At 60.8% G+C, this 17,058-nt stretch carries 15 protein-coding genes; 11 read left to right on the top strand and 4 right to left on the bottom strand.

Annotation, left to right across the window (positions count from 1 at the left end):
* Nucleotides 1-11 precede the first annotated feature (11 nt).
* Nucleotides 12-2,300 (bottom strand): 5-methyltetrahydropteroyltriglutamate--homocysteine S-methyltransferase, encoded by a 2,289-nt coding sequence (metE, locus tag J1G18_RS24635; protein WP_223008956.1) that lies wholly within the window; start codon nucleotides 2,298-2,300, stop codon nucleotides 12-14.
* Between the two features lie 392 nt (nucleotides 2,301-2,692).
* Here metE and J1G18_RS24630 point away from each other — a divergent pair, with 392 nt between their 5' ends.
* The 5 genes from J1G18_RS24630 (at nucleotide 2,693) to yecR (ending at nucleotide 7,219) form a co-directional block, all read left to right on the top strand.
* Complete coding sequence (locus tag J1G18_RS24630; protein WP_098964290.1) at nucleotides 2,693-4,069, top strand: pyridoxal-phosphate dependent enzyme; 1,377 nt, start codon at nucleotides 2,693-2,695, stop codon at nucleotides 4,067-4,069.
* Nucleotides 4,066-5,238, top strand: a complete 1,173-nt coding sequence (locus tag J1G18_RS24625; protein WP_041062583.1) for a cystathionine gamma-synthase — start codon at nucleotides 4,066-4,068, stop codon at nucleotides 5,236-5,238. The genes J1G18_RS24630 and J1G18_RS24625 overlap by 4 nt, the downstream gene beginning before the upstream one ends.
* Before the next feature lie 531 nt (nucleotides 5,239-5,769).
* Nucleotides 5,770-6,378 carry a phage infection protein gene (locus J1G18_RS24620; protein WP_262415666.1) on the top strand — a complete coding sequence of 203 codons (609 nt, stop codon included), beginning with the start codon at nucleotides 5,770-5,772 and terminating at the stop codon, nucleotides 6,376-6,378.
* Nucleotides 6,379-6,562: 184 nt separating this feature from the next.
* Nucleotides 6,563-6,877 (top strand): hypothetical protein, encoded by a 315-nt coding sequence (locus tag J1G18_RS24615; RefSeq protein WP_134786611.1) that lies wholly within the window; start codon nucleotides 6,563-6,565, stop codon nucleotides 6,875-6,877.
* A 33-nt stretch (nucleotides 6,878-6,910) separates the two neighbouring features.
* Nucleotides 6,911-7,219 (top strand): YecR family lipoprotein, encoded by a 309-nt coding sequence (gene yecR / locus J1G18_RS24610; RefSeq protein WP_027613060.1) that lies wholly within the window; start codon nucleotides 6,911-6,913, stop codon nucleotides 7,217-7,219.
* Between the two features lies 1 nt (nucleotide 7,220).
* On the opposite strand, the gene J1G18_RS24605 is transcribed toward yecR, so the two are convergent.
* Nucleotides 7,221-8,846: a hybrid sensor histidine kinase/response regulator gene (locus J1G18_RS24605; protein ID WP_135295995.1), complete on the bottom strand. Its 1,626-nt coding sequence runs from the start codon at nucleotides 8,844-8,846 to the stop codon at nucleotides 7,221-7,223.
* A 113-nt stretch (nucleotides 8,847-8,959) separates the two neighbouring features.
* Between J1G18_RS24605 and J1G18_RS24600 the strand changes: the two genes are divergently transcribed.
* On the top strand, nucleotides 8,960-9,574 hold the full coding sequence (locus J1G18_RS24600; RefSeq protein ID WP_223008898.1) for a LuxR C-terminal-related transcriptional regulator: 615 nt from the start codon (nucleotides 8,960-8,962) through the stop codon (nucleotides 9,572-9,574).
* Nucleotides 9,575-9,628: 54 nt separating this feature from the next.
* Nucleotides 9,629-9,823: a PLDc N-terminal domain-containing protein gene (locus J1G18_RS24595; protein ID WP_007965735.1), complete on the top strand. Its 195-nt coding sequence runs from the start codon at nucleotides 9,629-9,631 to the stop codon at nucleotides 9,821-9,823.
* A gap of 83 nt (nucleotides 9,824-9,906) precedes the next feature.
* On the opposite strand, the gene J1G18_RS24590 is transcribed toward J1G18_RS24595, so the two are convergent.
* Nucleotides 9,907-10,905 carry a bile acid:sodium symporter family protein gene (locus tag J1G18_RS24590; RefSeq protein WP_064587897.1) on the bottom strand — a complete coding sequence of 333 codons (999 nt, stop codon included), beginning with the start codon at nucleotides 10,903-10,905 and terminating at the stop codon, nucleotides 9,907-9,909.
* An 85-nt stretch (nucleotides 10,906-10,990) separates the two neighbouring features.
* Between J1G18_RS24590 and J1G18_RS24585 the strand changes: the two genes are divergently transcribed.
* The 4 genes from J1G18_RS24585 to J1G18_RS24570 all read left to right on the top strand — a co-directional run bounded on the left by J1G18_RS24585 (nucleotide 10,991) and on the right by J1G18_RS24570 (nucleotide 15,591).
* On the top strand, nucleotides 10,991-11,779 hold the full coding sequence (locus J1G18_RS24585; protein ID WP_223008895.1) for an AraC family transcriptional regulator: 789 nt from the start codon (nucleotides 10,991-10,993) through the stop codon (nucleotides 11,777-11,779).
* 139 nt (nucleotides 11,780-11,918) lie between these two features.
* The gene (locus J1G18_RS24580) at nucleotides 11,919-13,631 is read left to right on the top strand and encodes an amidase (protein WP_223008947.1); all 1,713 of its coding nucleotides are present in this window, start codon (nucleotides 11,919-11,921) and stop codon (nucleotides 13,629-13,631) included.
* Between the two features lie 225 nt (nucleotides 13,632-13,856).
* On the top strand, nucleotides 13,857-14,345 hold the full coding sequence (locus J1G18_RS24575) for a hypothetical protein (RefSeq protein ID WP_223008893.1): 489 nt from the start codon (nucleotides 13,857-13,859) through the stop codon (nucleotides 14,343-14,345).
* A gap of 274 nt (nucleotides 14,346-14,619) precedes the next feature.
* Nucleotides 14,620-15,591, top strand: a complete 972-nt coding sequence (locus tag J1G18_RS24570; RefSeq protein ID WP_223008885.1) for a TerC family protein — start codon at nucleotides 14,620-14,622, stop codon at nucleotides 15,589-15,591.
* A gap of 232 nt (nucleotides 15,592-15,823) precedes the next feature.
* Here J1G18_RS24570 and J1G18_RS24565 read toward each other — a convergent pair whose 3' ends face one another.
* Nucleotides 15,824-16,924, bottom strand: a complete 1,101-nt coding sequence (locus J1G18_RS24565) for a polyamine ABC transporter substrate-binding protein (RefSeq protein ID WP_282188311.1) — start codon at nucleotides 16,922-16,924, stop codon at nucleotides 15,824-15,826.
* Nucleotides 16,925-17,058: the final 134 nt, after the last annotated feature.

Genomic DNA, 17,058 nt, shown 5'->3' with positions numbered 1-17,058 from the left:
GAGTTAGCGCTTTACGCCAGTTCTTTGCGCAACTGGCGGGCGGCGGCAACCATGTGCACCAGCGCCGCTTCAGTCTCCGGCCAGCCACGGGTTTTCAGACCGCAATCCGGGTTGACCCACAACCGCTCCGCCGGAATCCGCTGCGCCGCCTTGCGCAGCAAATTGGCCATCTCCGAAGCATCGGGAACGCGAGGCGAGTGAATGTCGTAGACGCCCGGCCCGATCTCGTTCGGGTAATCGAATGCTTCAAAGGCATTGAGCAGTTCCATGTCCGAACGCGAGGTTTCGATGGTGATCACGTCGGCGTCCATGGCGGCGATGGACTCGATCACATCATTGAACTCGCTGTAGCACATGTGCGTATGGATCTGCGTTTCGTCGCGTACACCGGAGGCACACAGGCGGAACGCTTCGGTGGCCCAGTCCAGATAGTGCTGCCATTGCGCGCGGCGCAGCGGCAGACCTTCGCGGAATGCGGCTTCGTCGATCTGCACGATCCTGATCCCGGCGGCTTCCAGATCCACCACTTCGTCACGGAGCGCCAGCGCCAGTTGCCGCGCCTGCACTTCACGGGACACGTCTTCGCGGGGGAACGACCACATCAGCATGGTCACCGGGCCGGTCAGCATGCCTTTCATAACCTTGTCGGTCAGGCCCTGGGCGTAGCGAATCCACTCCACGGTCATGGCTTGCGGGCGGCTCAAGTCACCGAAGATCACCGCCGGTTTCACGCAGCGCGAACCGTAGCTCTGCACCCAGCCGAAACGGGTGAACACGTAGCCATCCAACTGCTCGGCGAAGTACTCGACCATGTCGTTGCGCTCGGCTTCACCGTGCACCAGTACGTCGAGGCCCAACTGTTCCTGGATTTGCACGGCGTGGCGGATTTCGCTGTACATCGCTTCGGTGTATTCGGCTTCGCTCAGTTTGCCCTGCTTGAACGACTGACGCGCCAGGCGGATCGACGCAGTTTGCGGAAACGATCCGATAGTGGTGGTCGGAAACAGCGGCAGATCGAGACCGGCGCGCTGTTGGGCGATGCGCTGGGTAAATGGCGATTGGCGCTGGCTATCCTGTGCAGTAATGGCCGCCACACGGGCCTGCACTGCCGGTTTGTGAATACGAGGCGAGGCGGCGCGGCTGGTCTGTACCGAGCGACTTTGGGCCAAGGCGCGCAGCACTTTCGGCGCTTCCGGCTCGCTGACCGCCTGCGCCAGCACGGCGACTTCCTCGCACTTCTGCACGGCGAACGCCAGCCAGCTTTTCAGCTCGGCATCGAGCTGGTCTTCGCGGTTCAGATCCACTGGGCTGTGCAGCAACGAGCACGATGGCGCGACCCACAGGCGATCACCCAGGCGCTCATGTGCGTGCTGCAAAGTTGCCAACGCATGTTCCAGGTCGCAGCGCCAGACGTTGCGGCCGTTGACCACACCCAGCGACAGCACCTTGTAGGCCGGCAGGCGATCAAGGATGGTCGGATACTGTTCCGCAGCACGCACCAGATCGATGTGCAGGCCATCGACCGGCAGATTGGCGGCCAGACCGAGGTTCTCTTCCAGACCACCGAAGTAAGTGGCGAGCAGTTTCTTCAGCGGATCACGCTGGATCTGGTTATAGGCTCGCTCGAAAGCGTTTTTCCACTCCTGGGGCAAGTCGAGCACCAGAATCGGCTCGTCTATCTGCACCCATTCCACACCAAGGGCGGCGAGGCGCGCAAAGATCTGTCCGTACAGCGGCAGCAGGCGATCAAGCAATTCCAGCTTGTCGAACTCGGCACCTTTGGCCTTGCCCAGCCATAGATAAGTCAGTGGGCCAATGATCACCGGTTTGACGTTATGGCCCAGTGCGCGGGCCTCTTCGACTTCTTCGAACAACTGTTCCCAACCGAGCTGGAACTGTTGATCGACGCTGAATTCCGGGACCAGATAGTGGTAGTTGGTGTCGAACCACTTGGTCATTTCCTGCGCATGCGCACCGCCGCAGCAACTGTCGCTGACGCCACGGGCCATGCCGAACAGGGTCTGCAGCGTGGCTTTGCCGTCGTGCGGTCGGAAACGCTCGGGAATCACGCCGAACATCAGCGAGTGGGTCAGCACCTGGTCGTACCAGGCGAAATCACCCACCGGCAGCAGCTCGATGCCGGCGTTCCTCTGCAAGTCCCAGTGGGCCTTGCGCAGTTCACGACCCACTTCACGCAGGCCGGCCTCGTTCAGTTCTCCTTTCCAGAACGCCTCTTGCGCTTTTTTCAGTTCGCGGTCGCGACCGATGCGCGGAAATCCGAGGGAATGGGCCAGTGCCATGACAAACAACTCCAATGTCTTGTTGATGGCGAACATTGTCGAGATCAAGCACTAGTGAGACAAACTCATTTTAATCTTGATGATCACGAGTTTCTCTCATGATCAGATGTGAGCTGTTTTTCCGCTGAAAACACGGTTTGCCCTGCAGGATATTCATCCGCAGATCAAGCTGCAGGCGAAGCTCACGACGCCCTTTCAATACTCGATGGCGCCTTGATGTAAACCCTCTGAAACCGGGCGCTTGCAGGCTGCGATTCTGTTCTATGGTTAGATCGAAATGGCTGGCGCAGCGGCGGGTTAAAGGTTGCGACAGATCATGTCTGCGCCTATGTTGCACGCGAGCTTTTCCCCGCGAATGGAACGCGATCAACACCACTACAAGAGGTGAAGAAATGTCAAAGGATTCACGCCCTGCCGTACTTGGGCTGATCGGCAATACGCCGCTGGTACAGGTTACCCGCTTCGATACCGGCCTCTGCACACTGTTTCTCAAACTGGAATCACAAAACCCCGGCGGCTCGATCAAGGACCGCGTCGGTCTGGCGATGATCGATGCCGCTGAACGCGACGGGCGCCTGCAACCGGGTGGCACCATCGTCGAGGCCACCGCCGGCAACACCGGTCTGGGTCTGGCGCTGGTCGGCCGGGCCAAAGGCTACCGCGTGGTGCTGGTAGTCCCGGACAAGATGTCCACCGAGAAAGTCCTGCACTTGAAAGCCATGGGCGCCGAAGTGCACATCACTCGCTCGGACGTCGGCAAGGGCCACCCCGAGTATTACCAGGACGTGGCCGCACGCCTGGCAAAAGACATTCCCGGCGCGTTCTTCGCCGACCAGTTCAACAACCCCGCCAACCCGCTGGCACACGAGTGCAGCACCGCGCCGGAGATCTGGGCGCAGACCGAACATGATCTGGACGCGATCGTGGTCGGCGTCGGTTCCGCCGGCACCCTGACCGGGCTGAGCCGCTTCTTCAAACGGGTACAACCGGATCTGCAAATGGTCCTCGCCGACCCGGTCGGTTCGGTGATGGCTCAGTACAGCCGCGACGGCACGATGCCGACGCCCGGTTCGTGGGCGGTGGAAGGCATCGGCGAAGACTTCATTCCGTCGATCACCGACCTCAGCAGCGTGCGTCACGCCTACTCGATCAGCGATGAAGAAAGCTTCGACCACGCCCGCCAGTTGCTGCGCGCCGAAGGCATTCTCGGTGGCTCGTCGACCGGCACCTTGCTCGCCGCCGCGCTGCGTTATTGCCGCGAACAGACCGAGCCGAAACGCGTGGTCAGCTTCGTCTGCGACACCGGCACGCGCTATCTGTCCAAGGTTTACAACGACCAGTGGATGACCGATCAGGGCCTGTTGCAGCGCAAGCGCTATGGCGACCTGCGCGATCTGATCGCCCGGCGCTTCGAAGATGGCCGCGTGATCAGCGTCGGCCCCGACGACACCCTGCTGACCGCGTTTCAGCGCATGCGCCTGGCGGATGTCTCGCAGCTGCCGGTGCTGGTTGAAGGCAAACAACTGGTCGGGGTGATCGACGAGTCGGACATCCTGCTGCCCGTGCACGAAGACGCTGCGCGCTTCAGTCAATCGGTGTCCAGCGTGATGACCGACAAACTGCAAACCCTCGCCCCCGGTGCCAACCTCGCCGAGCTGGAAGCGGTGCTCAGTCGCGGCCTCGTCGCGATCATCGCCGATGCTTCGGGCTTCCACGGCCTGATTACCCGCACCGACATGCTCAACCAATTACGGAGATCCCTCGCATGAGTCAGCACGACGATAAATCCCAAGGCTTCGCGACCCGGGTGATCCATGCCGGGCAAACGCCTGACCCGACCACCGGCGCGCTGATGCCGCCGATCTACGCCAACTCGACTTACCTGCAAGACAGCCCCGGCGTGCACAAGGGCTTCGACTACGGGCGCTCGCACAACCCGACGCGTTTTGCGCTGGAGCGTTGCGTGGCGGATCTGGAAGGTGGCACCCGCGCCTTTGCTTTCGCTTCCGGGCTGGCGACGATTTCCACCGTGCTCGAACTGATCGATGCCGGTTCGCACGTCATCTCCGGCAATGACCTGTACGGCGGCACGTTCCGCCTGTTCGACAAGGTCCGTCAGCGCAGTGCCGGGCATCGTTTCAGCTATGTCGATCTGACTGACCTGGCGGCGTTCGAAGCGGCGCTGCAGGACGACACCCGCCTGGTGATTGTCGAGTCGCCGACCAACCCGCTGCTGAGCCTGTCGGATCTGGCCGCGATTGCGCGCATCTGCCGCGCACGCGGGATCATCAGCGTTGCCGACAACACCTTCGCCAGCCCGTACATTCAGCGCCCGCTGGAGCTGGGTTTCGACATCGTGCTGCACTCGACCACCAAGTACCTGAACGGTCACTCCGACGTGATCGGTGGTATCGCGGTGGTTGGGCAGAATGCCGAGCTCGCGGACAAACTCGGCTTCCTGCAAAACGCGGTCGGCGCGATTTCCGGGCCGTTCGATGCGTTCCTGACCCTGCGCGGGGTGAAGACCCTGGCGCTGCGCATGGAGCGTCATTGCAGCAACGCGCTAGAGCTGGCCAAGTGGCTGGAGCAGCAACCGCAGGTCAAACGTGTCTACTACCCGGGCCTGCCGTCGCACCCGCAACATGAGTTGGCCAAGCGGCAGATGCATGGTTTTGGCGGGATGATCTCGGTGGATCTGAACAGTGATCTGGAGGGCGCACGGCGCTTTCTGGAAAACGTGAAGATTTTTGCCCTGGCCGAAAGCCTGGGCGGCGTTGAAAGCCTGATCGAGCATCCGGCGATCATGACCCACGCGACCATTCCCGCTGAAACCCGTGCGAAACTGGGCATCGGCGATGGTCTGGTGCGCTTGTCGGTGGGGGTCGAAGATCTCGAAGACCTGCGCGCCGATCTGGCGTACGCGCTGACCAAAATCTGATGCCGTAACAACGACAAAGCCCGCAGCAATGCGGGCTTTGGTGTTCGAGTAGGCGGCCAGTGCTGGTCTCTGGCTTACAAGGTTTATCGGGCCTCTCACAGTACAAAAGCAACCATGGAAAAAGAGCGGTGCTTTGCTGCCTCACACGGCATAAGGGCTGGATCTCAGCGCGGAGATCTTTCTAACCGTGTACCCTTCGGAACGCGCCCCACGTCCCCTTGCTATCCGCTTGCGCATCAGTCTGCGTCTTCGCCTACACCTTTGAGGCTAGCAAAAGCCATCGCGTCCCGGGCGGTGTTTTTAGACTGATTTCCTTCAAGCGCCCCTGCGCAAGGAAGTTAACCGACTATCGCTTGCATGCCGTCACTCCTGCACCTGCATTTTGCCGATCTATACTTTTCAGTTCGCTAACGCGGTTTCATGCAAAAACGTCGACACCCGTGCGCCCATCGAGCGCGCCCGTGCCAATTGCCAACTTGGTCAACCCCGGGCCAACGAATGCTGTGTGGCTGATGGGTCGTGGAGAAAATCATGAAACACACGCTTTTGTCAGGCGCCATCCTTGCGGTCGCGGCGACCGTGATGTTGCCAACGGTTTGGGCTGCGCAGCCGCAGGCGGTGGCCTCTGATGGTTCGGATCATGTCGGCGCTGGCGCAGTGGCGTCCGATGGTTCCGACCACGTCGGGGCTGGTGCAGTCGCCTCGGATGGTTCCGATCACGTCGGCGCTGGTGCAGTCGCCTCGGATGGTTCGGATCATGTCGGCGCTGGCGCAGTCGCCTCGGACGGTTCGGATCATGTCGGCGCTGGCGCAGTCGCCTCGGACGGTTCCGATCATGTCGGGGCTGGTGCAGTCGCCTCGGACGGTTCCGATCATGTCGGCGCTGGAGCAGTCGCCTCGGACGGTTCTGATCATGTCGGAGCAGGCGCAGTGGCGTCCGATGGTTCTGATCATGTCGGCGCTGGCGCAGTGGCGTCCGATGGCTCCGATCACGTCGGCGCAGGCGCACTGGCTTCCGACGGCACCGACAAGGTCGGCGCCAATCGCTATGCCTACTCACGCGTCGGCGTCGGTTCTGATCGCGTCGCTTCGGCGCTGATGACCGGCAGCTATTCCGACCAGTTCAACTCTCCTCAGTAATCGGCGCGGGGCGACCCGTTGGGTCGCCTCTCCCTCCGCCGCACTAGCACATTTGTGCTAATCGACCGCCCCGCCCACCGGCGTTATATTCCCTCGCAACCCCCGATGCTCCCCAACATTGCCGCTGTGCAGTGCGCGGGATCGTCGTGCCTGGAAATCAGAACAACACCAAGGAAGAAACACCATGAAACTGCATTCCAACCTTCTCAAAGTGGCGATCGTCAGCGCCCTGCTGCTTGGTGCCAGCGGCTGCCAGACCGCCAAACCTACCGAAGCCAGCATGAAAGAACGCGCCCAGACGGTCATCGGCAAGCCGGTGTCGAAAATCGACAACATCCGCAGCGACAGCACCCTCACCTACTACACCGCGTACACCCCCGCCGGCGAGTACAACTGCGAGTTGCCCAGCGGCGCGATTATCGCGGTGGCGAGCATGGGCATCATGACCCCGCCGCTGTCGTGCCTGCCCAAAGGCGCCTCGCCGATTCCGTTCCAGTAAACCTTCATCCCCGGTAAAGGACTACGTTCCATCATGAAAATCCTGATCGCAACTCTCACTCTCACCGCCCTCGCTCTGACAGGCTGCGCCACGCCCAAACAATGGGAAGCCACCGGTGGCAGCAAGAACGACGGCGTGGTCCAGGTCTCCTACGAATTGGGTCAGTTCGAAAGCGGCCAGACCAACGCCGCGCAAGGCCTGACTGTGGCGATGGAGCGCTGCAAGACCTGGGGTTACAAGAACGCCGAGGTGACCGGTTCCGAGAAGAACATCTGCCGCACCATGGGCCAGTTCAACTGCCTGCAAACCACCATCACTCAGGACTACCTCTGCAAGCGTTGAGTCAAACCTGCTCGGCCGGCTCGGTTTGCCGGTCGCGCAGGCTGCGCAAGGTCGCGCGCAGCTCGGCCGGGCGTACCGGTTTGGACAGGATGGCAATTTGGCGGTCGTGCAAGGCCGCCTGTATTTTCTCGATGTCATGCCCGGTGATGATCATCGCCGGCACCGCAAAACCCCGCTGGCGCCGCACCTCGTCAATGCACTCGATGCCCGTGGAATGTGGACCCAGATCGTAATCGGCGACGATGATGTCGCAATCGGTGACCAGCCCCTGCCCGCTCAATTCGCCCTGCACCACGCAGCCCCAGCGCTCGAGCAGCGCCGAGGTCGCCAGCAAGACGTTGCGGTCATCCTCCACCAGACACACCTTCAGCCCGGTCAACAGGCCGGCCTGCCGCACATCGTCACGCATGACCGGCAACTGCGGCGCCACGGCCACCGGCAAGCCATAGAGGGAGACCGCCGTGCCGCGCCCAAGCTGCGAGCGCAAGGCCACATCGACGCCGATCAACTGCCCCAGACGCTTGACGATCGACAGTCCGAGGCCGACGCCTTCTACGTCCTTGTCACGCACCTGACGCACCCGATAAAACTCCTCAAACACTTTCGACAGATGCTCCTCGGCAATGCCGTTGCCGCGGTCATAAATCACGATGGCCAGCCCGTTGCCACGCTTGCGCACGCCGATCAGTACCGGGCGTTGCGCGCCGTATTTGAAGCAATTGGAAAGCACGTTCTGCACCATGGTCGCGAGCAACGCTGGATCGCTCTGCACCCAGTGCTGGCACGGACGCAGGCGCAATTCCACACCGGCCCAGCGTGCCGCCTCGGCGTTCTGGCGGATCAGGTCGGCCAGCCACTCGCCGAGATTGAACACCTGCAGCCTCGGCAGAATGCGCCCGTTGTCGAGGGTGTAGAGGTCAAGAATCGAACGGAACAACTGCGAGACGTTGAGCAGCGACCGGTCAATGTTGTCGACCAGTTGCCGCTCCTGCTCGCCCAGCCGCGATTCACGCAGGCACGCCGTGAACAGCCCGATGGAATGAATCGGCTGGCGCAGATCATGGCTGGCCTGAGCGAGAAACCGGGATTTCTCCAGATTGGCCGCGACCGCCTCTTCGGAGGCCTTGCGCGTGCGCTCCAGCAGCAAGTGCGCGTAGAACGGAATCACGGTGCTGGTGAGCATCAACATCAGCACCATGTACGGCTGCGCCTGCCACACCGGCGTCAACCGATAGACCGCCAGCAACGCCAGCAGCGCCAACCCCGTGGCAATCGCCAGATAGCGCGAGCCATAGCGCATGCCGTTGCCCAGGTTGACCCAGATGATCACCGCGTACAGCGGCAACGCCGCTTCACCGCCGAGCACCAGGCCGAAACAGGTGCCGGTGTAATCATGGATCATCGCGAATATTCGTCGCGCCGGGTAATGCCCCGGCCAGCGCGCGATGGCCTGGCGCAGGACAATCGACGCCAGCAGAAACAGCGTGATGTAGACCACCACCGGCAGATAGACATCGAAGCGCTGACCCGGCAATACACCGAGCACGCAGATGTAAACCATGGCAATGCTGGCGATGATGATCCGCAGATTGGCCTGATCCAGCTCGGTGTTTTTCTCGAACTTCATGGGCAACGTCCTTGTGCGACAGTCGTCAGATTCAGCAGCGGCCGGCAGGCAATCTGCGTACGCGGTGCTAAGGTGCATGCCGTAAACCACGCTGATCCAGGGAGGGTCACGTCATGACATGCCGCATCATCATAGCCGACGATCACCCGTTGTTTCGCGAAGCCATGCGGCGCACCGTGCAGCGCCTGTTGCCCGAGGCGACTATCGAGGAGGCCGGCGACCTCGACGCCGTGCTGGCCTTGCTGCCCGACGGCAGCGAGCCGGACACACTGATTCTCGACCTGCGCTTCCCCGGCCTGACCTGCATCAGCCAACTCGCCGAACTGCGCCGAAAACTGCCGCGCACCACGCTGATTGTGGTGTCGATGGTCGACGACGAGGCATTGATCGGCGAAGTGATGGCGGCCGGCATCGACGGTTTCATCGGCAAGAACATCGCCCCGGATGAGATCGGCGAGGCCATTCTGGCGATCCGCGAAGGCGAAGTGCTGGTCAGGTTCGCGCCTTCCGGGCTGCTGCCGCTGGAGACCGGCACCGCCCTCACCCCGCGTCAGCAGGATGTGTTGCGGCTGATCGCCCAAGGCAAGACCAACAAGGAGATCGCCCGGGAACTGGATATCTCGCCGTTCACCGTGCGCATCCACGTGTCGTCGCTGTTGCGCACACTCAATGTGCCGTCGCGGGCAGCCGCTGCGGTGAAGTATTCGGGAGGCAGCGGCGCAATTTAAATGAACCCTGCGCGTTTGGACTCACCTAACTGAAAGACCATCAGGAGGTAGCCCATGCAAATTGAACCCGTCTGGATCGTACTCGCCGTCGTTCTTGTGATCATCGAATTGTGGGCGATCAACCGCGTGCGCAAGAGCGCAGGCAAAGGCAGCAACAAAGGCGTGTGGATTATCGCCATCGTGTTCGTGCCGTTGTTTGGCCTGATTGCCTGGGCACTGGCCGGCCCGAAACACGTGACTCAGGACTGAAGGATTCTTGCGCTGTAATGCCCTGCGCGGTCAACTGTGGGAGCGAGCCTGCTCGCGATGGCTGACCGCCGGGCATCACTGCATTATGGATCAACCTGCGCCATCAGCTCCGGCACCGATTCCGGCCGTTTGGCATAGCGCTGCGCCAACACCGCGCAGACCATCAATTGAATCTGATGGAACAGCATCAGCGGCAGAATCAACACACCAATCGTGCTGCCGGCAAACAACACCTGCGCCATCGGCACGCCGGTGGCCAGGCTCTTCTTCGAACCGCAGAACAAAATGGTGATGCGGTCTTCCTGGCTGAAACCGAACGCCTTGCCCAGCAAGGTCGACGCCAACAGCACCAGCGCCAGCAGAATGCAGCAGACCACCACCAGCCCCAGCAGATCGACTACCGGAATCTGATGCCAGATACCTTCGTTGACCGCCTCGCTGAACGCGCCGTACACCACCAGCAGAATCGAACCCTGATCGACAAACTTCAGCCAGTTCTTGTTGCGTCCCACCCACGCGCCGATCCAGCGCCGAGCGATCTGCCCGGCAATAAACGGCAGCAGCAGTTGCACGCTGATTTTCAGGATCGCATCCAGGGTCGAGCCACCATCGCCGTGCACGTTCAGCAGCAGCGTCACCAGCAATGGCGTGAGGAAGATCCCGAACAGGCTCGACGCCGCTGCACTGCAGATCGCCGCCGGGATATTGCCTCGGGCCAGCGAGGTGAAGGCAATTGCCGACTGCACGGTGGCGGGCAACGCGCAGAGATACAGCATGCCCATGTACAGCTTGTCGCCGATCAGCGGTGACAGCAGCGGTTTCAACGCCAGCCCGAGCAGCGGGAACAGCACAAAGGTCAGACCGAACACCAACAGGTGCAGGCGCCAGTGGCCGGCACCGGCGATGATCGACTCACGCGAGAGCTTGGCGCCATGCAGGAAAAACAGCAGCGCAATGGCGATATTGGTCAGCCAGCCGAACCCCACCGCGACCTGCCCGCTGGCCGGCAGAAAACTGGCCAGCAGCACGACGCCGATCAGGGTCAGGGTGAAGTTGTCGGGCAGGAATCTTGGGCGAGTCATGGGTCTGTTCATCCGGGGGTTGCCAGTACGTGACTGCGACTCTAACGTGAGCAGGAATTACCGACTAACGCCGAAGAGCCAACAGATGCCGCCTAAAGGACATGAGAAAAGCTTCCGGCGCAGCATTCCCGGGTTGCCCAGCCTGCCCCGTGCGCTGTACGGGCGCACCGAATCGCTGCCCAATCGCGCACTGACCCGGCGTCACAGCCACCCGTGGGTGCAATTGTCGTACGCGATTCAGGGCGTGCTCGAAGTGCAGACCAGCGCCGGGCGTTTCGTCGCGCCACCGGAGCGCGCGGTGTGGATTCCGGCGGGCGTGCCGCACCGAGTGTTCAGCTCGCCGCACACGGAAATGCGCAGCCTGTACATCGATTGCAGCGTGGCCGGCTGGGCGCTTGAACGTTGTCATGTGTTGGGCGTCAGTGACCTGCTGCGCGAGCTGATCCGCGAGTTCAGTCTGGTCCCGGTGGAATACGACGAGACCGGCGCGCACGGCCGCCTGGCCCAGGTGATCCTCGATCAACTGGCCGAGGCGCCGCAGATCGACCTGATGCTGCCACTGCCGCAGGACAGCCGTCTGCGGCAAATCTATCAAAGCCTTGAGCAACATCCGGAACAGCAGACCACACTGCACCATTGGAGCGACAAATTCGGCGTCACCGAAAAAACCCTCAGCCGCCTGTTTTTACGCGACACCGGCCTGACCTTCCGTGCCTGGCGTCAGCGCTTGCGATTGCTCGGCGCACTGACCCCGCTGGAACGTGGCGAACGCGTCACCGACGTGGCTCTGGCCTGCGGTTATGACTCGACCTCGGCGTTCATCGCAGCCTTCCGCCAACAGTTTGGCGAGACACCGGGGGAATTTTTTCGCTGAGTTTTGTCGATATTTATCGAATTAGCACATGCCATTCGGCAAAGTTCAGGGTAGAGTTTCGCTCATCGGTAATTCTTCACACGTTTCGACGATAACCATAATGACCCACCCCTTTAGCGAACCTGTCGGCGGTAACAGCATGATCGAAGTCACTGAAGTCTCCATTGCTCAATTACGCGCGGCGCTCGACGCCGGCCAGACCACCGCGGTTGAACTGGTGCAGGCCTATCTGGCCCGGATCGACGCCTATGACGGCCCGAACACGGCCACTGCACTGAACGCCGTGGTCGTACGCAATCCCGAAGCACTGGCAGAGGCCCAGGCGTCCGATGCACGCCGCGCCAAGGGCGAAACCCTCGGCCCGCTCGACGGCATCCCTTACACCGCCAAGGACAGCTATCTGGTCAAGGGTCTGACCGCGGCTTCCGGCAGCCCGGCCTTCGCCGATCTGGTGGCGCATCGCGACGCCTTCACCATCGAACGCCTGCGTGCCGCCGGAGCCATTTGCCTGGGCAAGACCAACATGCCGCCGATGGCCAATGGCGGCATGCAGCGTGGCGTCTATGGCCGGGCCGAAAGCCCGTACAACGCGGCCTTCCTGACCGCGCCGTTTGCTTCCGGCTCGTCCAACGGTGCCGGCACCGCCACTGCCGCGAGTTTTTCAGCGTTCGGCCTGGCGGAAGAAACCTGGTCGAGCGGTCGCGGCCCGGCGTCGAACAACGGTTTGTGCGCCTACACGCCGTCACGCGGGGTGATTTCGGTGCGCGGCAACTGGCCGCTGACGCCGACGATGGACGTGGTGGTGCCGTACGCCCGCACCATGGCCGATCTGCTTGAAGTGCTCGATGTGGTGGTCGCCGAAGACCCCGACACCCGTGGCGATCTGTGGCGCCTGCAGCCGTGGGTGCCGATCCCGAGCGTTGCCTCGGTACGCCCGGCGTCCTACGCCGAACTGGCAGTGAAACCCAATGCACTGGCCGGTAAACGCCTCGGTGTACCGAAGATGTACATCAACGCCGACCCTGAAGCCGGCACCAGTGAAGCACCGGGTATCGGCGGCCCGACCGGGCAGCGGATCAACACCCGCGCTTCGGTGATCGACCTGTGGAACCAGGCCCGCACCGCTCTGGAAGCGGCCGGCGCCGAAGTCATCGAAGTGGATTTTCCGCTGGTTTCCAACTGCGAAGGCGACCGCCCCGGCGCGCCGACCGTGTTCAATCGCGGCATCGTTTCCAAGGAATTCCTGCACCACGAACTGTGGGATCTGTCGGCCTGGGCCTTCGACGATTTCCTGCGCGCCAACGGCGATCCGAAGCTCAATCGCCTGGCCGATGTCGACGGACCGAAGATCTTCCCGCACGACCCGGGCACCCTGCCCAACCGTGAGGGCGACCTGGCCGCCGGCATGGACGAATACGTGCGCATGGCCCAACGCGGCATCACCCCGTGGGACCAGATCCCGACCCTGCCCGATGGCCTGCGCGGTCTGGAAAAGACCCGCAAGCTCGACCTCGAAGACTGGATGGACACACTGAAACTCGACGCGGTGCTGTTCCCGACCAACGCAGACGTTGGTCCGGCAGATGCCGATATCAATCCGGAATCGGCGGACATCGCCTGGAGCAATGGCGTCTGGGTCGCCAACGGCAACCTGGCGATCCGTCACCTCGGCGTTCCGACCGTCACCGTGCCGATGGGCATCATGGCCGACATCGGCATGCCGGTCGGCCTGACCTTCGCCGGTCGTGCTTACGATGACTCGAATCTGTTGCGTCTGGCCTCGGCATTCGAGGCGACTGGCTCGAAGCGTCAGGTGCCGCCGCGTACTCCGGCGTTGACTGCCGGCAAGTAAAAAGCAGGGTTGGATTGAGGCTCGATAGGGCCTCAATCCGCTTTCGATTGCATTGCCCTGTCACTTATCTCTGCATCAATACAACCCTGCCAACACACTCCCCCCTAACTGGCAACTGACAGTTCTGACAGTAGCGATCGAACAGGACGGCGAGTAACGTTCTCGCTCGATAGACTTTCCATTTGGAAAATCCCTGAAACCGTTCAGCACTGAAGGAACGCAACCATGAGCAATGCCATTCTGCTTAAACAACATGGCGTCGATGAAGACTTGAAGCCATTACTCATAGAAGTAGAAGAACAACCCGTTGGCAAATACTACAAGGCCGAATTCAATCCTGATTTTCCGCCCATTCCGAGTTTCAGGCCGGAGCTGTTTATTTATGCATCCTTGGTTCCCGGATCAGTCAGCATCATCGGTCGATATCACGAAGCAGACGTTTTTTACCAGATTACTATCATCATTGATCAGAAGCTCGAAAGTGGCACATATCCAATTAAGAAAGGTGACGAAAGCCCTGTGCGTGCCAGCGTCATTGCTTCTGGAGGGATCATTTCGAGTGACAACGGCGAAATCAAACTTAAGCGAGACGACAAAAACAAATCAATATACGCAGACTTTGATTTTCAAATAGAGCCCGATGGAAAGCCGCACAAAGTACAAGGCAGATTAGAACTGCTGGCATCGGGTCCTCTTGACAAACCTGCGCAATAAGAAAGTCAGTCGCAATGACATATTGATGCCAAACGGGTATGTGTCCGCCCGCAGTGTTTGGCAGCTCTGCCTTCCAAATCAACTCGCACTGAAATTTCTCTCGTATAAACGCATCAATGCCGCTTGCCATTGCAAAGACGCCTGCCGCAAAAAAAGCCAGACACTTCGTTTTTATCGAACTTTACCTCAGGAATATACGATTTTTCCTTGGCATTCACTCCTCGCTAGCATGTCCCGGTCTGCCTCCAACGACATAAAAGACAGGGAGATTGCCATGCCCACTGACAACATCAATATCGGCGAACCGTGGATGTGGGGCGCGTTTATCGTCTTCGTCCTCGCCATGCTTGCACTGGATTTGTTCGTCTTCGGCGGACGTAAGGCGCACCGCGTTTCAGTGCGGGAAGCGTCCTGTTGGGTGATCGCCTGGTGCGCACTGGCCATGGCCTTCGCCGGGTTGCTCTGGTGGTATTTGCACGGCGAGTTCGGCGCCGAGATCGCCCAGCGCAAGACGCTGGAATTCCTCACCGGTTATCTGATCGAGCAATCGCTGTCGATCGACAACATGTTCGTCTTCGTGATGATCTTCAGCTACTTCGCCGTGCCACCGGAATTGCAGCGCCGGGTGCTGCTGTACGGCGTACTCGGGGCGATCGTGATGCGCGCGGCGATGATCTTCGCCGGTGTGTGGCTGGTGTCGCAGTTCGAGTGGCTGTTGTATGCCTTCGGGGGGTTCCTGATCATCACCGGGATCAAGATGCTGATGTTCGCCGAGCAGCAACCGGACCTCGACAAAAACCCGCTGCTGCGCTGGGTGCGCGGGCACATGCGGATCACCCAGGGCTTTCACGGCGAGCGCTTTTTCGTGCTGCAGAACGGCGTGCGCTGGGCCACGCCGATGTTCCTGGTGCTGGTGCTGATCGAGGCCAGCGACCTGATGTTTGCGGTCGACAGCATCCCGGCGATCTTCGCCGTCACCACCGATCCGTTCATCGTGTTCACCTCGAACATCTTCGCGATCATGGGTCTGCGCGCGCTGTATTTCCTGCTGGCCGACATGGCCGACCGCTTTCATTTGCTCAAGTATGGACTGGCGATTGTGCTGGTGTTCATCGGCGGCAAGATGACGCTGATGCCTTGGTTTCACATGCCGGTGGAATGGTCACTGGCGGTGGTGGGCGGGGTTATTCTGGGGTCGGTGGTGTTGAGTCTGGTGATGAGTAAAAACGCGTCACAAAACCTGTAGGAGTGAGCCTGCTCACAATGCGGTGCGACATTCAATAAAGGTGTCGGCTGACCCGACGCCTTCGCGAGCAAGCCCGCTCCCACAGGTGATAGTCAGTGGATGGAGGATCCGGAGCTGGCCGAGATCAAAGGGTGGGAGTGGGCTTGCTCACGAAGGGGCCGGCACATTCAGCATCCATGTTGCCTGGTCCGGCGCCTTTGCGAGCAGGCTCACTCCTCGAGAGGGTGTGCGGCTACTTGTCGGACTTGATGCTGGTCCACACCCGCGTGCGTACCCGTTCGAGTTTTTGCGGTAGTGGCTGGACTACATAAAGGGTTTTCAGGGCCTCAGGCGTTGGCGTCAGGTTCGGGTTGCCGGTGATGTCCTTGTTCACCAGCGGCATCGAGTCGTTGTTCACGTTCGGGTAGCCGAGGAAGTCGCTGATCGGCGCAATGACTTTCGGATCGAGCAAGGTGTTGAGGAATTCATGCGCCTCTTCGACATTCTTCGCGCTCTTCGGAATCGCGAAAGTATCGAACCAGATCGGCGCGCCCTCCTTCGGCAAGCGCCAGTCAACCACCACACCGTTGCCCGCCTCTTTCGCACGGTTGCCGAACTGATAGAAGCTGCCGGAGTAACCGATGGCCACACAGATGTCGCCATTGGCGATGTCGGTCATGTACTTGGCCGAGTTGAAGTAGGTCACGTACGGGCGAATCTTCAGCATCAGATCCTTGGCCTTTTCATAGTCGGCCGGGTTCTGGCTGTTCGGGTCGAGGCCGAGGTAATGCAGGGCCAGCGGCAGAATTTCCGACGGCGAGTCGAGCATCGCCACGCCGCAGGATTTGAGCTTCTCCATGTTCTCCGGCTTGAACACCAGATCCCAGCTGTCCACCGGCGCGTTGTCGCCGAGCGCTGCCTTGACTTTGGCCGGGTTGAAACCGATCAGTACCGTGCCGTACATGTAGGGCACGCCGTACTGGTTGCCAGGGTCATTGGCGTCGAGCAGTTTGAGCAGCGCCGGATCCTGATGACTCCAGTTCGGCAGTTTTGACTTGTCGAGTTTCTGGAATACCCCGGCCTTGATCTGAGTGTCGATGAACTGGTTCGACGGCACCACCAGGTCGTAGCCGGAGTTGCCGGTGAGCAACTTGGCCTCCAGCGATTCGTTGGTGTCGAAGGTGTCCCAGGTCACTTTGATGCCGGTCTTCGCGGCGAAATCCTTGGGCACCGACGGCAGGATGTAATCCGCCCAGTTGTACACCCGCAGCTCGCGCTGTTCGGCGTGTACCGCGCTGGCCAGCAGCGTCAGCCCACACACGGTGGCACCCAGAATGCGTTTCATAGTGACCATGGTTGTTTCCCCGGAATGCGACGTGAGATCGATGGTTTTTATGTTCTGTACACGGCAGCGGCTGTAAAGGTAGCCAAGGGCAAGGAAGGTCCAGCGTTTCGTTATGGCTTTGATTCTTGCCGACCGCGGGGTCG

Origin of the sequence: Pseudomonas sp. MIS38 (assembly GCF_019891575.1) — a bacterium.
Taxonomy (GTDB): Bacteria; Pseudomonadota; Gammaproteobacteria; order Pseudomonadales; family Pseudomonadaceae; genus Aquipseudomonas; species Aquipseudomonas putida_A.
The sequence above is the reverse complement of the archived record's forward strand: the minus strand, read 5'-3'. Positions and strand labels throughout refer to the sequence as shown.

What these genes read in the sequence shown, in the direction of transcription:
- J1G18_RS24580 (WP_223008947.1), top strand. Translation starts at nt 11,919, where the DNA reads ATGATCGAAGTCACTGAAGTCTCCATTGCTCAATTACGCGCGGCGCTC.
- J1G18_RS24595 (WP_007965735.1), top strand. Translation starts at nt 9,629, where the DNA reads ATGCAAATTGAACCCGTCTGGATCGTACTCGCCGTCGTTCTTGTGATC.
- metE (WP_223008956.1), bottom strand. Translation starts at nt 2,300, where the DNA reads ATGGCACTGGCCCATTCCCTCGGATTTCCGCGCATCGGTCGCGACCGC.
- J1G18_RS24630 (WP_098964290.1), top strand. Translation starts at nt 2,693, where the DNA reads ATGTCAAAGGATTCACGCCCTGCCGTACTTGGGCTGATCGGCAATACG.
- J1G18_RS24590 (WP_064587897.1), bottom strand. Translation starts at nt 10,905, where the DNA reads ATGACTCGCCCAAGATTCCTGCCCGACAACTTCACCCTGACCCTGATC.
- yecR (WP_027613060.1), top strand. Translation starts at nt 6,911, where the DNA reads ATGAAAATCCTGATCGCAACTCTCACTCTCACCGCCCTCGCTCTGACA.
- J1G18_RS24620 (WP_262415666.1), top strand. Translation starts at nt 5,770, where the DNA reads ATGAAACACACGCTTTTGTCAGGCGCCATCCTTGCGGTCGCGGCGACC.
- J1G18_RS24565 (WP_282188311.1), bottom strand. Translation starts at nt 16,924, where the DNA reads ATGGTCACTATGAAACGCATTCTGGGTGCCACCGTGTGTGGGCTGACG.
- J1G18_RS24615 (WP_134786611.1), top strand. Translation starts at nt 6,563, where the DNA reads ATGAAACTGCATTCCAACCTTCTCAAAGTGGCGATCGTCAGCGCCCTG.
- J1G18_RS24600 (WP_223008898.1), top strand. Translation starts at nt 8,960, where the DNA reads ATGACATGCCGCATCATCATAGCCGACGATCACCCGTTGTTTCGCGAA.
- J1G18_RS24575 (WP_223008893.1), top strand. Translation starts at nt 13,857, where the DNA reads ATGAGCAATGCCATTCTGCTTAAACAACATGGCGTCGATGAAGACTTG.
- J1G18_RS24570 (WP_223008885.1), top strand. Translation starts at nt 14,620, where the DNA reads ATGCCCACTGACAACATCAATATCGGCGAACCGTGGATGTGGGGCGCG.
- J1G18_RS24605 (WP_135295995.1), bottom strand. Translation starts at nt 8,846, where the DNA reads ATGAAGTTCGAGAAAAACACCGAGCTGGATCAGGCCAATCTGCGGATC.
- J1G18_RS24585 (WP_223008895.1), top strand. Translation starts at nt 10,991, where the DNA reads ATGCCGCCTAAAGGACATGAGAAAAGCTTCCGGCGCAGCATTCCCGGG.
- J1G18_RS24625 (WP_041062583.1), top strand. Translation starts at nt 4,066, where the DNA reads ATGAGTCAGCACGACGATAAATCCCAAGGCTTCGCGACCCGGGTGATC.